Consider the following 14,999-nt stretch of genomic DNA (forward strand, 5'->3'; position numbering starts at 1 on the left):
CTCATGTGCCGCACTGGGCACCCGTAAATCAGACAGCAGGGGCCCGACATCATTCGCGCCATTTTTCACAGTCCGCCTCACATATCGAAAGACATAGAGACGGACGGCGCCGGGACGTCCCTCAGCGGAACGCGAACGTGTAATAAAGATCAAGGGCGTTGTCGGTTCCGCCCCGTGCCACGACCGAAACCCGACGGCCGAGCTGATAAGTGAGCTTGACCAGACTTTCCGCGCCACCGAGGCTTTGCTCGAAGGACAGGAAGAGATCGGTCGACAGGCGCTTGCCCACGCTCAACACCTGGCCCGCTACAGTGGGATCGCTTGCAATAGTCGTGCCGGCACCCGCCACCTTGCTGGTCGCGGTGCGCGAACTGCTGTTGAGTTCGCCCTGGCCGATCGAGAAGGTGTCGAAGCCCAGACTGCGGCTGAGCTGCTCGGTCATGCCCCCGCCGGGTCCGCCGAGCAGCGCCTGCGCAGCCGGCAGCAGCAGTGCAAGGTCCGCCCCACCGGCGGCATCCGGCGCGCGGCCGAGCACGATCCACGACAGTTTTTCCGGGTCCGGCACCGAGGGTTCGGACACCAGCCGCACTTGCGGCCGGCGCGCGCTGCCGGTGATCGCCACCCCGGCCTCGACCGCGAGCCCCTTGCGCAGCGCGACGATGTTGAGCCCCGGATCGTCGACCGGCCCCTGGAAGCTGACCAGGCCGCGCTCGATCTCCAGCCGCTGGCCGTAGCCCTTGTAGGTACCCCCCACCGTATTGACCGTACCGACGGCAGCCAGCGCCTGGCCCGGCCGCTGGCGCAGCGAGAACGCACCGGCAAGGCGCGTCTCCACCCCCAGCGCGGACAGGTACAGGGCATCGCCGAGCCCGATGCGGATGTCGGCGGAGATGGCGAAGGGCGTGCCGGCGGGCTGCTCGCGCCCGAGGATCACCACGTCGTCGGACAGCGCGGGCGGCGGCGTATCGGCGATTTCGACATAGCCGGCGTCGGCCCGCAGCGCCGCGTCGAGCGCCAGCGAGGTCCAGGTGGAGTGGGCCTCGCCGCGGCCGGACAGGATCAGCCAGCGGTCGGGGCGCTGCAGCAAGGGCAGGCGATCGGCAGTGAAGCGGAAGGCGCCCTCGCCGCTCGCGAGCGCGATCTCCCCCTGCGCATCGAGACGGCCCGGGGTGGCGGTGAGCGCCGCGACCGGAATGCGGTTGTCGCGCGGATTGACGCGATTGGGCGAGATGAAGGACAGGCGTTCGATGCGCAGGCGTTCGCGGTCGAAATCGGCCAGCAATTCGCCGCCGGCCAGGATCAGCCCCTGGTCGACCAGCGCGAGGCGCAGCGTCTGGCCGCGGATGCGGCCGCTGGCGTACGGTGCCGCCGGGGTGCCGGCGAGCGTGAATTCGCCGTCCAGGCGCCCGCCGGTTTCCACCCGCTCCTGCAGCAGGCGGCCGAACCAGGCGATGGACGGCATCGCCAGCCGGGCCGAGCCGAGCAGCGGCGCATCCATGTCCACGGTCCACACCCCGCCGGCGCGCTTCAGCGCGGCAGTCGCGCTGCCCGACAGCTCGCCGAGTTCGGCACCGCTGGCAGCCAAGGAACCCGATAGGCGGGTTCCGCGCGCCGCCAGCCGCAGTTCGAACCCGTCCAGCCCGAGCCGCGTCGGGATCTCGCCCTCCACGCTCAGGTCGCCCGACTCGCGGAACACCCGCGCCTCGCCCTCCACGCTGTCGGCCAGCCGCAAGTCCCACTCGGCACCGAGCACCAGCGGCCCGGGGCCGCGCCGGGGCGTGCCGTCGCGCCGCGTGGTCAGGCCAAGCGCAAGTCCGGTGAGCGAGCCGCGGAACGCGCTGCTAGCGGGGGACCAGCGCGTTTCGTCGAGGCGGATGCGGCCCGCTTCTCCGGCCGTCAGTTCCGCCGTGCCCAGGCGGACCTGTTCGCTGCCGAGGTCCAGCGCGGCCGGCGCCCGCAGCCGCAGCGGGAATCGCCCTTCCGTCTGCAGGCGGACCAGCCGGCCCACCCAGCGTCCCGGCGTCGTGGTGCCGTTCCAGCCGCCGTCCAGTCCGATGTCGACCCGATGGCCGCTGACGCCCTCCGCTTCGGCCGCCACGGTGTGGGCATCCACCCGGCCATCCACCGCGATGCGCAGCACGTCGATCTGGTTGTCGCGAGCGCCGCGCTGACCGATGCCGCTGAACCCGGCCGCCAGCACCAGCGTACCCTTGGGCCCGGCACTCAGCCGGCCGCTCGCGTTGGCGCCGTCGATGCGCATCGCGCCAGGCAGGGTCAGCGCGGAGGCAAACAGCTGGAACTCGCCAGCCGCGCCCTGCGCGCCGCCGGTCAGTTCGCCGGCCGCGCCCATCCGCCCGCCGAAGCCGTAGCCGAGCGCATCCAGCGCCGGCGCGTCGATGACGAAACGCAGCCGGTCCTTGCCGGCCCCCCAGGCGCCGTCCGCGTCGATGCGGTTACCGGCGAGGTCGAGCGCGACCGCAACGTCCTCCAGCCGCAGCAGGCCGGGCGCCTGCACCACGTCGAGACGCCCCTTGCCGCGCACCGGCCGCCCCTGCAAACGCCCCTCGGGCAGTTCGAAACGCAGGGCCAGCGCGTTCTGCGCCGCGAGCTGGCCGTCGACATCGAGCTGCAGATTGATGCGCCCGCCGGGTGCGCCGGGGAACAGCGCGGCGGGGTCGAAGTCGCGCACCAGCGCCTTCCCGGTCACCGTCGAGCCGTCACCCGTGGCCGCCACCTCGCGGGCGCCCTCGGCTTCGATGCGGGCGCCGCCGAGGCGCAGCGCCACGCGCGCGTGCTGGCGCGTCGGCCCTGCCTCGCCCCTCAGGTCGCCGGACAAACGATGGGCCGGCAGACGATCGTCCATGGCGTGCAGATCGAGTTCGCTGAGCCCGAGTTCGAACTGCAGCCCTTCGGCGCCCACCTGCTGCGTCCACCCGAGCCGGCCGGTGGCGCGGGCCCGTCCCGCCAATTCGATCGCGAGTTGCTCCAGCGCACCCTCGTCGCCAGACCATTGAAGGACGCCCGCGACGCCGCGGAGGGGAATGCCGCCGCGATTGAGCGGCGCGGGCGCGGCATTCGCCAACCGCAGCGGACCGCTCAGGATCAGCGCCCCGGCAGGCGAGGCCTGCGCGCCCAGTTCGGCCTCGACCGTCAGCCGTGCGCTGGGTGCGGCAGCGACGAAGAGCGCCGGGTCGACGCCCTCCAGTCGCAGGCGGACGCCGCGCAAGGGCAGGTCCTCGAACGGGGTCGCCTCCAGCGTGACGCTCCCCGTGGCCGCGTTGCCGTGCAGGCTGGCCTGGAGCCGGGTCGCGAACAGGGTGCCGTCCGCGTCGACCGTCGCCTGGAAGAGCTGCCCTGCGTGCTGCCCGTCCAGGCTGGCGCGGGCGCTCAGCGCGAACGGTGCGACCGCAGCGATGCGCGCTTCCGCCCGCAGGTCGCCAAAGGTGCTGGCGACGGAGAAATCGCGCAGGACGAGCGCTTCGGCGTCGGCGGCGAATCCGCCACGCAGGGTGTTCAGGACGATCGCGGAGGTGGCGTCCTCGCCCTGTTGCAGCCGCAGGGCGTCGATTTCGATGTGGCTGACGGAAAGCTCGACCGGCAGCGCGAGCGAGGCGGGCGGCGTCGGCGGCGTACCGTCGGGCGGACCGGGGCGCTGCCGCAAGGCGACGCTGCGGGCGGCAATGCGCTGGATCTCGAGCCGGCCGTGCAGGAGTTCGGCCGGCGTCCATTCGAGCACGAAATCATCCACCGTCAGTTCGGTGGAAGGCGAAACGAAGCTCAGCCGCCCGATGCGCAGCGGGCCGAGCAGCCGGCCCCCGGCCTGCTCGATGCGCAACTCGCCGGGGGCGATGCGGCTGGCAAGGCGGCCCACGGCCTGCAAGCCGGCTTCGGTGGAGACACTCCAGGCCAGCGCGGCGAGCAGCCCCAGCAGCGCGGCCGCCAGCAGCAGCGGCCAGCGGCGACGGCGCGCCCGCGGGGGTGCGGGCGCGGGCGGGGCCGGGGGCGCGTTGGCGCTGTCGTCCGGCCCGTCCATGCCTTAGCCGAACAAGGCGCGCAAACCGGCGCCGGGGTCGGGTACGCGCATGAAGGCCTCCCCGACCAGGAAGGCATTCACGCCGTTCTCGCGCATCAAGGCGACATCGGCCGGCGCGAGAATGCCGGACTCGGTGACGACGATGCGGTCCGCCTCCGCCGCCAGCCGCGGCAGCAGACCGAGCGTGGTCTGCAGCGAGACTTCGAACGTGCGCAGGTTGCGGTTGTTGATGCCGACGAGCGGCGTGCGCAGCTTCAAGGCCTGTTCGAGTTCGGCGCCGTCATGGACCTCGACCAGCACGCCCATGCCGAGGCCGTGGGCGATCGCCTCCATGTCCTGCATCTCGGTCAGCGAAAGGCAGGCGGCGATCAGCAGGATGGCGTCCGCACCCATCGCGCGCGCTTCGTACACCTGATAGGCGTCGACGAGGAAATCCTTGCGCAGCGCCGGCAGCGCGCAGGCGGCGCGGGCGGCCTGCAGGTATTCCGGCGCGCCCTGGAAGAAGGGTTTGTCGGTCAGCACCGACAGGCAGGCCGCGCCCGCGGCCTCGTACGAGGGCGCGATGTCGGCGGGCCGGAAGTCCTCGCGGATCACCCCTTTGGAGGGACTGGCCTTCTTGATCTCGGCGATCACCGCCGGTCGGCCCGCGGTGATCCTGCCGCGGATCGCGCCGACGAAATCGCGCGCCGCGGGCTGCGCCTCGGCCTCTGCCCGCACGATGGCGAGCGGTTTGGCCGCAAGCGCGGCGGTGACTTCCTCGCGCTTGACCGCGCAGATCTTCTGCAGGATGTCGCTCATCAGGCGCCTCCGAACTTGCGCGTGAATTGCACGTACTCGTCCAGCTTGGCCCGTGCCGCGCCGCTCGCGACGAGTTCGCGCGCGCGGACGATGCCGGCCTCGATGGAATCGACCAGGTTGGCCGCATACAGCGCAACCCCTGCGTTGAAGATGACGATCTCGCGCGCCGGCCCGGGCTGGTTTTCCAGCGCACCCACCAGCACCCGGCGCGATTCGTCGGCATCCTCGACACGCAGGTTGCGGCTGCCGACCATCGCCAGGCCGTAGTCTTCCGGGTGGATCTCGTATTCGCTGACCTCGCCGTCCTTCAGTTCGCCCACCATCGTGGCGGCGCCGAGGCTGACTTCGTCCATGCCGTCCAGGCCGTGCACCACCAGCACGTGGTTGGCGCCAAGGCGTTCCATTACGCGCACCAGGATGCCGACGAGGTCCGGGTGGAACACGCCGAGCAGGGTATTGGGCGCGCCGGCCGGGTTGGTGAGCGGGCCGAGGATGTTGAAGATGGTGCGCACGCCCATCTCGCGCCGCACCGGGGCGACGTTCTTCATCGCGCTGTGGTGGCTGGGTGCGAACATGAAGCCGATGCCGGTGGCCTGCACGCATTCGGCCACCTGCTCGGGCGTCAGCATGATGTTGGCGCCGAGCGCTTCGAGCGCGTCCGCACTGCCGGACTTGGACGACACGCTGCGGTTGCCATGCTTGGCAACGCGCGCCCCCGCTGCCGCAGTGACGAAGATGGTGGCGGTGGAGATGTTGAAAGTGTGCGAGCCGTCGCCGCCGGTGCCGACGACGTCGATGAAGTGGTCGTGCGGCGGCGGCACCACCACCTTGGTGGCGAGTTCGCGCATCACGGTGGCGGCGGCGGTGATCTCGCCGATGGTTTCCTTCTTGACGCGCAGGCCGGTGAGGATGGCGGCGGTCATCACCGGCGAGACTTCGCCGGCCATGATCTGGCGCATCAGCGACAGCATTTCGTCGAAGAAGATTTCGCGGTGTTCGATGGTGCGCTGGAGCGCTTGCTGGGCGGTAATCGTCATGGTCGCGTGTTCCGGTCAGGCGGCGGCAGGCAGGCTGCGGGTCGAGTCGAGGAAGTTCTTCAGCAGGTCATGGCCGCGCTCGGTCATGATCGATTCGGGGTGGAACTGCACGCCTTCGACGTCCAGCGTCTTGTGGCGCACGCCCATGATCTCGCCATCGTCCGTCCAGGCGGTTACTTCAAGACAGTCGGGCAGGCTGGCGCGTTCGATCGCGAGCGAATGGTAGCGGGTGCAGGTGAGCGGATTGGGCAGCCCGCGGAACACGCCGAGGTCCTTGTGATGCACCGGCGAGGTCTTGCCATGCATGAGTTTCTGCGCATGGACGATGCGGCCGCCGAAGGCGGCGCCGATGCTCTGGTGGCCGAGGCAGACGCCGAGGATGGGGAGTTTGCCTGCAAATTCGCGGATTGCCGCCACCGAGATACCCGCCTCCGCCGGCGAGCACGGCCCGGGCGAGATGACGAGGTGGTCGGGCTTCATGTGGGCGATCTGCTCGAGGGTGATTTCATCGTTGCGGAACACCTTCACCTCGGCGCCGAGTTCGCCGAAGTACTGCACCAGGTTGTAGGTGAAGCTGTCGTAGTTGTCGATCATCAGCAACATGTCGGTTTTCCTTTTCGCTGCGTCGCGACCGGTGTGGGTTGCGACGCTATGGAATTTCTGTGGGCGCTGGGCGGCTAGTGGCTGAACCGTTTGGGCGCTGCGGAGGCTGCGCGGAGTTCCTTCCGCCGGCTGCGGAACTCGCCCTTCGGGCTCGGACAGTCCTCGCCGGCTCCAGGAACACCCCACATCCTCCACGAATCACCGCTCGCGGCCTTCGAGCCTTCGCCACCACGAGGCGACAGGGGTGGTGTTTGCGGAAGGGCGAGGACTGTCCGAGCGAGCGAGTTCCGCAGAACTGGAACAAATACCACCCGTGCCGCCGGTTTCAGCTCACCAAGCCACCAGCGGCACAAACCTCAAACCTGCGTATCCAGCCCGCCCTCGGCCATCTCGGCCGCCCGCAGCATGGCGCGCGCCTTGTTCTGCGTTTCCTGCCATTCGGCGTCCGGGTCGGAATCGGCAACGATGCCCGCCCCCGCCTGCACGTGGATCTGACCGTCCTTCAGCACCGCGGTGCGGATCGCGATTGCCAGGTCCATGTCGCCGTGGAAACCGACATAACCCACCGACCCGGCGTAGATGCCCCGCTTGACCGGCTCCAGCTCGTCGATGATCTCCATCGCGCGCAGCTTGGGCGCGCCCGACACCGTGCCGGCCGGGAAAGTGGCGCGCAGCACCGCCAGCGCGTCCAGCCCCTCCTTCAACTGTCCTTCGACGTTGGACACGATATGCATCACGTGGGAATAGCGCTCGACGGTAAAGCGTTCGGTGACCTTCACCGTACCCGTCTCCGACACCCGGCCGGCATCGTTGCGGCCGAGATCGAGCAACTGCAGGTGCTCCGCGCACTCCTTCTGGTCGGCCAGCAGGTCCTCTTCCAGCGCTGCATCCTCGGCGACGGTAGCGCCGCGCTTGCGGGTGCCGGCGATCGGCCGCACTGTCACCGTATCGTCCTCCAGCCGCACCAGGATTTCCGGCGAGGCGCCGACGACATGAAAGTCCTCGAGGTTGAAGTAGAACATGTAGGGCGAAGGATTCAGCGAGCGGATCGCCCGGTAAAGCGCCATCGGATGCGCGGCGAACGGCTTGCTCATGCGCTGCGACAACACCACCTGCATGATGTCGCCGTCGACGATGTACTGCTTGGCGCGGCGCACCGCGTCCTTGAAGGCCTCCTCGCCGAAGCTGGAGACCGCCGGCGCGGACTCGGCGCGCGACTCCTCCGGGATGGCCACCGGCGCGCGCAGCCGGGCGAGCAGTTCCTGCAGGCGCTTCTTGGCGCGCTTGAAGGCGCCCGGCACCTCGGGCTCGGCATACACCACCAGCGTGAGCTTGCCGGTGAGGTTGTCGACGATGGCGATCTCCTCCGACAGCATCAGCAGGATGTCCGGCGTACCGATCGCGTCGGGTTTGTCGGTCTTGGCGAGGCGGGGCTCGATGTAGCGCACGGTGTCGTAGCCGAAGCAACCAACCAACCCACCCGCGAAGCGCGGCAGATGCTCGCGGGGCGGCACCTTGATGCGGTTCATGAACTCGGCGACGAAGTTGAGCGGGTCGCCGTAGTCGCGGCGCTCGACGAGGCGGTTGCCGGTGAGCAGCAGCGCCGAACGGCCATACACCTCGATGCGCGTCGGCGATGCGAGACCGATGAAGGAGTAACGGCCGAAGCGCTCGCCGCCCTGCACCGATTCCAGCAGGTAGGTGTAGGGCTCGTTGGCGAGCTTCAGGTAGATGGAGAGCGGCGTGTCGAGATCGGCGAAGGTCTCGAGCGTGACCGGGATGCGGTTGTAGCCCTGTTCAGCCAGGGCATTGAATTCCTGTTCGAGCATGGGTGCTCCACGAAAACGGTTGATCCGGAAGACTGCTGGGCGGGTGGAGCCGGCGGAGGTGCGCGCCAGGAGGCGCAGTCAGGTGCCGGGACCCGCGAGGGGTTCGCGTATTAGTGGCCCAGAGGCCAACGCCAGCCGCCACGCCAGTCGAGGCATGGGGAGACGGTCGCAAAATCCTTTTCCGGGAACCGCTGTTCGAGAGTCACGATGCTTTCTGTGTGAGGTGAGCTACCGCAGCTGGAGCGGCGCTGTCCGGCGTTCATGCCGGAATGATATGGTCCAGCGCCTGAAGTGCGTCGGATAGTAGCCCATCGCATTCGATAGTGTCCACCGGCATGCCCTCGCTGTAGCCATAGCTGACAAGCAGCACCGGCATGCCCGCAGCGCGGGCCGCGAGCGCGTCGTTGGCCGAGTCGCCGATCATCACGGCCTCGCGCGGACTCACGCCGAGCAGCTCGCAGGCATGGACCAGCATCGCCGGATCGGGCTTCTTCACCGGCAGCGTGTCGCCGCTGACGACGGCCTGGAAATAGCGGGCGATGTCCATGCGTTCGAGCAGCGGCAGGGTGAAATCGCCCGCCTTGTTGGTCACCACCGCCAGCCGGAAGCCGCGCGCGGCCATCGCCTCCAGGGTTTCGACGACCCCCGGATAGGCGCGCGTGCCGAGACCGTTGACCACGGTGTAATGGCGCCGGAAGACCGGGATCGCAGCGTCGATCTCGGCTTCGCTCGCTTCCGCGTTCTCGGTGAGGCAACGCCGCACGAGGTTGGGCAGGCCTTTGCCGACGAAGCTGTGGATTTCCTCCAACGGGCGTTGCGGCCGACCGAGTTCGGCGAGCATGCGGTTGGCTGCTTCGGCGAGGTCGCCGATGGTGTCGAGCAGCGTGCCGTCGAGGTCGAACAGCACTGCGCGGGCGGGAAAATGCGTCATCGCGTTCGCTCAGCCCGGGGCGCCGACCGCGGCAAGCTCGGCACGCAGCGCGCCGATCACGCCGTCGTAGCGGTTGGGGTCGCTGTCCTTGCCCGCACCGAACACGGCGGAACCCGCGACGAAGGTGTCCGCGCCCGCACGGGCAATCTCCGCGATGTTGTCCACCTTCACGCCGCCGTCGATCTCCAGCAGGATGCGGCGGCCGCTCTGCGCCTCGTAGGCGTCGAGCCTTGCACGCGCGGCACGCAGCTTGTTGAGCGTTTCGGGAATGAACTTCTGCCCGCCGAAACCGGGGTTTACGCTCATCAGCAGCACCACGTCGAGCTTGTCCATGACGTGGTCCATGTAGTGCAGCGGGGTGGCTGGGTTGAACACCAGGCCGGCCTGGCAGCCGGAGTCACGGATCAGGCCGAGACTGCGGTCGATGTGCTCGGAAGCCTCGGGATGGAAGGTGATGATGTTGGCGCCGGCCTTGGCGAAGTCGGGAATGATGCGGTCGACCGGCTTCACCATCAGATGGACGTCGATCGGCGCGGTGGTGACCGGGCGCAAGGCCTCGCACACCAGCGGGCCGATGGTGAGATTGGGGACGTAATGGTTGTCCATCACGTCGAAGTGGATCCAGTCCGCGCCGGACGCCACGACCTGGCTCACTTCCTCGCCGAGTCGCGCGAAGTTGGCGGATAGGATGCTGGGGGCGATGCGGAACATGGGGAACTCCAGAAGCGGAAGGGCGGCATTCTAACCGCCCCGCCGCTGGCCCGCGATCAGCGCAGGCAGACCTTGCGTACCTGCTTGAGGTCGGTGATGCCCCCCAGCACCTTCTCGATGCCGTCCTGGCGCAGGGTGCGCATGCCGTCCTGCAGCGCAACCGCCAGCATCTGGGCGAGGTGGCCGCGCCCCTGGATCACGCGCTTGATCGCCTCCGTGCCGACCATCAGCTCATGCAGGCCGACACGGCCGCGGTAGCCGTGATTGCACTCCGGGCAGCCCACCGCGCGATACAGCGTAAACCGCCCTTCGCCATCGGCATGGTGCGCCCGCCATTGCGACAGGACCTCGGCCCGGGCGCCTTCCGGGTCGGCCTGGAAGGCGGCGGTGAGGTGCATGTCGGCGCAGTACTCGTCGAGCAGGTGCTCGATCTCAGCATCTTCCGCGATATAGGCCTGGCGGCAGTGCCGGCACAAGCGCTTGGCCAGGCGCTGCGCGAGCACGCCGAGCAGCGCATCCGAGAAATTGAACGGATCCATCCCCATGTCGAGCAGCCGGATGACCGACTCCGGCGCGCTGTTGGTGTGCAGCGTCGACAGCACGAGGTGGCCGGTGAGCGACGCCTCGATGCCGACCGACACCGTTTCCTCGTCACGCATCTCGCCGACCATGATCACGTCCGGGTCGGCGCGCAGGAAGGCGCGCATCATGGTGGCGAAGTCCAGCCCGGCCTTGCGGTTCACCTGCACCTGGCGCAGGCCCTTCTGGGTGATTTCGACCGGATCCTCGATCGTCCAGATCTTGGTTTCCGGGGTGTTGATGTAGCCGAGGATGGAGTGCAGCGTGGTGGTCTTGCCGGAGCCGGTGGGGCCGCAGACGAAGAACACGCCGTAAGGCTTGGTAATGGTCTCGCGCAGGCGTTCGAGGTTGCGCGGTGAGAGCGCGAGTTCGCCCAGCGGCAGCGGCTCGCTGTGCGCGAGGATGCGCATCACCACGTCCTCGGTGCCGCCGGCGGTGGGCACCGTAGCCACCCGCAGTTCGATATCCAGCGGGGCATACTTGCGGAACTTGATCTTGCCGTCCTGCGGGCGGCGACGCTCGGAGATGTCGAGGTCGCACATGATCTTGATGCGCGTGATCAACGGATTGCGGTAGCTCGCCGGCACCTCGATGTAGGGCACCAGGGTGCCGTCCTTGCGGAACCGGATCAGCGTCTTTTCCTTGCCCGGGCGCGGCTCGACGTGGATGTCGGATGCGCCCTGCTTGTAGGCGTCGATGATGACCTTGTTGACCAGCTTGACGAGTTCGTTGTCGGCAGCGGCATTGACGTCGTCCGACAGCGAACCTTCGTCGTTGTCGTCGTCCAGGCCCATCAGCAGGTCGTTGACCGAGCTGGTGTCAAGTTGGGCTTCGAAGAACTGGTTCACGGTGCGGTCGAATTCACCGCGGGTGGTGACACGGAACGCGAGCTTCTTGCGGGGGAAGACATTTTCGGCGATGCGGGAAGCACGCACCTGCTCCGGGTCGGTGGTCATGATGACCACGCCTTCGGTCGTTTCCTCCAGCGGCAGCCACTGACTTTGCTGGACGTAGTCGCGCTTGATGTTGCGCAGCAGGTCCATCGGCTTCACGCGGTCGGCACGATACGGCTCGTAAGGCACGCCGTAGAAGCGCGCGGCCGCTTCGCCCACTTCGGCCTCGGTCAGGCGATAGTCGGTGATCAGCACCACCTCCACCGGGATGCCGCTCTCGCGCCCCTTGCGCGTGGCGTTGCCCAGTTCCTCCGGCGTGATGCGTCCGTCCGCGACCAGTGCGTCAAAGCGGGAGCGGGCCTGCAGCGTGGCCTGGGCCTGGTGACGGCCAAAGGCAACGCCGAGCGTCTGTGCCAGGCCGAGCAGCCCTTCCTCGGCGAAGCCGGAAAACACCGCGCCCGCGCCCAGGTTGATCAGCTGGATCACGCCTTCGAGCTTGCCGCTGTCGGGGTTGGTGATGGGCGCCGCCAGCATCTGGCGGGCGCGATAACCGGTCGCCTCATCCACCTCGCGGCGGAATTCCAGCTTGGGCGAGATCGCGTGAAGTTCGTCGGCGTCGTAGACGTCCGCGATATTGAGCAGCTTGCCGGTAGCGGCGACATAACCCGCAACGCTGTTCTCGGCGATCGGCAGCCGGATGTTCTGCACGCTCTGCAGTCCCGTCTTGACCTTGGTGGCAATGACGGTGCCGTTCTCCTCCACCACGTAGATCGACAGGCGCTCGACATCGAACAGCGCGCAAATGTCGGCCGACAGCTCGAAGATGATCTCGTCGATGTCCTGGGTGGCGTGGATTCGCGTGGTGATGGCCTGCAGGCCCTTGAAGAAGGCCAGCCGGCGGGCGACGTCTCCGCCCGCGGGCGCCTTGCCCGGCGTTGCGCTCATGGTGGATCGTGGCGTGTCGATCGAAGGTGGGCCGTCATTCTAACGGCTCGTCGGCAACGCTGTCCGCGTCAGAACGTAAGCTCCTGGCCATGCATCAGCCGGCGCGGGCGCAAAGGCCCGCGATAGCTCGACAACTGGTCCATGATGCGGTCGTCGACACCGGGCTTCAGGTGACTGATGTGGACCTCGGGCGTCACCGTGATTTCGTCGAGCATCGCCCCCAGCATCGCCGGGCACAGGTGCCGGGATGCGAGCGCGAGACCTTGCTGCTCGTTGGGAAACGCGGTCTCGACAATCAGGTGGCGCAGATGCGGCGTCCGGTTGATCGCGGCGATGAGTTCCGGGCAATACGCGGTGTCGCCGGAATAGACCAACTGCCCGTCGCCGCTGTCCAGGCAATAGGCCACGGCAGGCACGGTGTGGTGCGCAGGCATCACCGTCACCGCGCCCCGCGCCAGCCGCACGGTCTCGCCCACCTTGATCACCTGGAAACGCAGGAAGGGCCGATGGCGGTCGGGGATTGCGGAAAAGTCTGGCCAGATCAACCAGTTGAAGATGTGCGAACGCAGGATCCGGATGGTCTCCGCCGACCCATACACGGTAACCGGAACGCCCCGCGCCTCACCCACCGAATCGATCAGCAGCGGAATCATCGCGATGTGATCAAGGTGCGCGTGGGTGATGAAGATGTGATCGATGCGCTTGAGCTGACCGTATTCCAGATCGCCCACGCCGGTGCCGCAGTCGATGAGGATGTCATCGTCCACGAGAAACGAAGTTGTCCGCGACGTCCTGCCGCCGATCCCTCCGCTACATCCGAGCACCCTGAGCTTCATATCGAATTACTGACCGGCAACCTGTTCCGAACGGCGCGCCGGCCCACCCGTGCGCTCAGTGGGCGGACCTTAGCACCGCGCGGCAAAAGACCCGTGTGCGATAAATCACGCGGGATTTTGGGCGCCTCACGGGCGGAGAAAAAACTCCATTTTCACGCCGGCCAGTTCGATGATGTCGTGATCGTTGAGCCGGTGCGCCTGGGCATCCAGCGCACGCCCATTGACCAGCGGGAAGTTGCCGCCCTCGACATGGGTGATGAAGTATCCATGCGCACGGCGCGTGATGACCGCCACCTGCCGACCGGGTTTTCCCAGCGTGGTCAGCGACTTGGAGAGCTCCAGCTCCCTGCCGGCGTTGGCGCCGTTGAGCACCTGGATCACCCCCAGCCGCTCGGCCCCGGGGTTGTTCGACGGCTCGGCCTGCTCTGCCGGCGCAGTGGCCGTGGCGGCCTGCCGGATCAACTGCGTACGCTGCGGATTGCCCGCGGCGGACGGGGCCGGCGCGGGCCGCGCAGGCGGTTCAGCCTGGATGTCCAGCGAAACCTCGAAGGGCTTCAGGCTTGCGGTATCAACCATCTCGGACGGAGACAAACCGGGCGTGCCTGTGTCCACGAGGTACTTCAGCCGGTACTTGCCGAGCTCGACCACGTCATTGTTCTGCAGCACGTACTTCTTGATCGGCTGCCCGTTTACATAGGTTCCGTTGGTACTGCTCTGATCCTCAAGAAAGGCGTCGTTGAGGATGCAGGTGATGACAGCGTGATGGCCGCTGATGGCGAGGTTGTCGATCTGGATGTCATTGGATGCCTTCCGCCCGATCGAGGTGCGCTCCTTGTTGAGGATGATCTCCTTGAGCACCAGACCGTCCATGCTGAGTATCAACTTCGGCATCACCACACCTGTAGAATCGATCCGGACCGCGGCATTGCAGCCCTTCGTTCAAGCCGCTTCCCGCCGCGCCAGGATCACCGAAACATTGTCGCGCCCGCCCCCGGCGTTGGCCGCGTCGACCAGCCGGTCGGCCAGGGTTTCCAGGGGACCACCGCCGGCCAGAATCTCGCAGATCTGACCGTCGTCCAGCATGTCGGTGAGACCGTCGGAGCACAGAAGCACGGTTTCCGCGCCTCCCAGCGGATGGACTGCAATATCCGCCTCCACCAGTGACGCCACGCCCAGGCCGCGCGTAAGCATGCCACGATAGCGCGACCGACGTGCATCTTCCGGCCGCATCATGCCGGCGTCGACCCGCTCCTGCAACAAGGTGTGATCCCGCGTCAGCAGGCGCAGTCCGTCCGGGCCGGCGACATACAGGCGCGAATCGCCGACATGGGCGCATACCAGCGCGTCGGCGAGAAACACCGCGAGCACCAGGGTTGCCCCCATGCCGGCGAGTTCGGGCCGCAACATCCCCACCCGCCGGATCTCGGCATTCGCATCTTCGGCCGCGCGGCGCGCGATCCGGCACATGCCACCCGCATCCTCCAGGCCGATCGCGTCCCGCTGCAGGCAGCGGTCGACGACGTCTACTGCGAGTTGGGCAGCCACGTCTCCGCCTTCATACCCCCCCATGCCGTCGGCGAGAATCAGCCAGCCGTGGTCCACGTCGGTTTTGACGGCGTCTTCGTTACGCACCCGCACCTTACCGATATCGGAACGGCTGGCACAGCGAAGCAAGGGGGGCACGGATGCGGACATTCGGAGACGGTCGCGCGGCGGGAGAATCGGACCATTCTAGCGCGCACGATTTCGCGGGTAGACAAAAAAGCGCCGGACAAGCCGGCGCTTTTTCACGGCACAGATGAAG

Annotated in this window: 11 protein-coding genes; all 11 read right to left on the reverse strand. The window is 67.8% G+C overall.

Translation table 11 applies throughout. From position 1 onward, the window contains the following. Nucleotides 1-121: 121 nt before the first annotated feature. The 11 genes from dqs_RS17050 to dqs_RS17100 all read right to left on the reverse strand — a co-directional run bounded on the left by dqs_RS17050 (nucleotide 122) and on the right by dqs_RS17100 (nucleotide 14,890). Complete coding sequence (locus dqs_RS17050; protein WP_065341235.1) at nucleotides 122-4,033, reverse strand: translocation/assembly module TamB domain-containing protein; 3,912 nt, start codon at nucleotides 4,031-4,033, stop codon at nucleotides 122-124. Nucleotides 4,034-4,036: 3 nt separating this feature from the next. After that, complete coding sequence (gene trpC, locus dqs_RS17055) at nucleotides 4,037-4,831, reverse strand: indole-3-glycerol phosphate synthase TrpC (protein ID WP_065341236.1); 795 nt, start codon at nucleotides 4,829-4,831, stop codon at nucleotides 4,037-4,039. Then, on the reverse strand, nucleotides 4,831-5,868 hold the full coding sequence (gene trpD / locus dqs_RS17060) for an anthranilate phosphoribosyltransferase (protein WP_011767046.1): 1,038 nt from the start codon (nucleotides 5,866-5,868) through the stop codon (nucleotides 4,831-4,833). Before trpD ends, trpC begins: the two co-directional genes overlap by 1 nt. Before the next feature lie 15 nt (nucleotides 5,869-5,883). Then, nucleotides 5,884-6,471: an aminodeoxychorismate/anthranilate synthase component II gene (locus dqs_RS17065; RefSeq protein WP_011767047.1), complete on the reverse strand. Its 588-nt coding sequence runs from the start codon at nucleotides 6,469-6,471 to the stop codon at nucleotides 5,884-5,886. Between the two features lie 356 nt (nucleotides 6,472-6,827). After that, nucleotides 6,828-8,300, reverse strand: a complete 1,473-nt coding sequence (gene trpE, locus dqs_RS17070; protein ID WP_011767048.1) for an anthranilate synthase component I — start codon at nucleotides 8,298-8,300, stop codon at nucleotides 6,828-6,830. Between the two features lie 259 nt (nucleotides 8,301-8,559). Beyond that, the gene (locus dqs_RS17075) at nucleotides 8,560-9,231 is read right to left on the reverse strand and encodes a phosphoglycolate phosphatase (protein WP_065341237.1); all 672 of its coding nucleotides are present in this window, start codon (nucleotides 9,229-9,231) and stop codon (nucleotides 8,560-8,562) included. A gap of 9 nt (nucleotides 9,232-9,240) precedes the next feature. Continuing rightward, nucleotides 9,241-9,942: a ribulose-phosphate 3-epimerase gene (rpe, locus tag dqs_RS17080; RefSeq protein WP_065341238.1), complete on the reverse strand. Its 702-nt coding sequence runs from the start codon at nucleotides 9,940-9,942 to the stop codon at nucleotides 9,241-9,243. 56 nt (nucleotides 9,943-9,998) lie between these two features. Next, complete coding sequence (locus dqs_RS17085; protein ID WP_011767051.1) at nucleotides 9,999-12,359, reverse strand: GspE/PulE family protein; 2,361 nt, start codon at nucleotides 12,357-12,359, stop codon at nucleotides 9,999-10,001. Between the two features lie 68 nt (nucleotides 12,360-12,427). After that, nucleotides 12,428-13,195 (reverse strand): 3',5'-cyclic-nucleotide phosphodiesterase, encoded by a 768-nt coding sequence (locus tag dqs_RS17090; RefSeq protein ID WP_041642792.1) that lies wholly within the window; start codon nucleotides 13,193-13,195, stop codon nucleotides 12,428-12,430. Between the two features lie 126 nt (nucleotides 13,196-13,321). After that, complete coding sequence (locus tag dqs_RS17095) at nucleotides 13,322-14,086, reverse strand: FHA domain-containing protein (protein WP_011767053.1); 765 nt, start codon at nucleotides 14,084-14,086, stop codon at nucleotides 13,322-13,324. A 48-nt stretch (nucleotides 14,087-14,134) separates the two neighbouring features. Further along, complete coding sequence (locus dqs_RS17100; RefSeq protein WP_065341239.1) at nucleotides 14,135-14,890, reverse strand: PP2C family protein-serine/threonine phosphatase; 756 nt, start codon at nucleotides 14,888-14,890, stop codon at nucleotides 14,135-14,137. Between the last annotated feature and the right edge of the window lie 109 nt (nucleotides 14,891-14,999).

Origin of the sequence: Azoarcus olearius, from assembly GCF_001682385.1 — a bacterium.
GTDB classification, from domain to species: Bacteria; Pseudomonadota; Gammaproteobacteria; order Burkholderiales; family Rhodocyclaceae; genus Azoarcus; species Azoarcus olearius.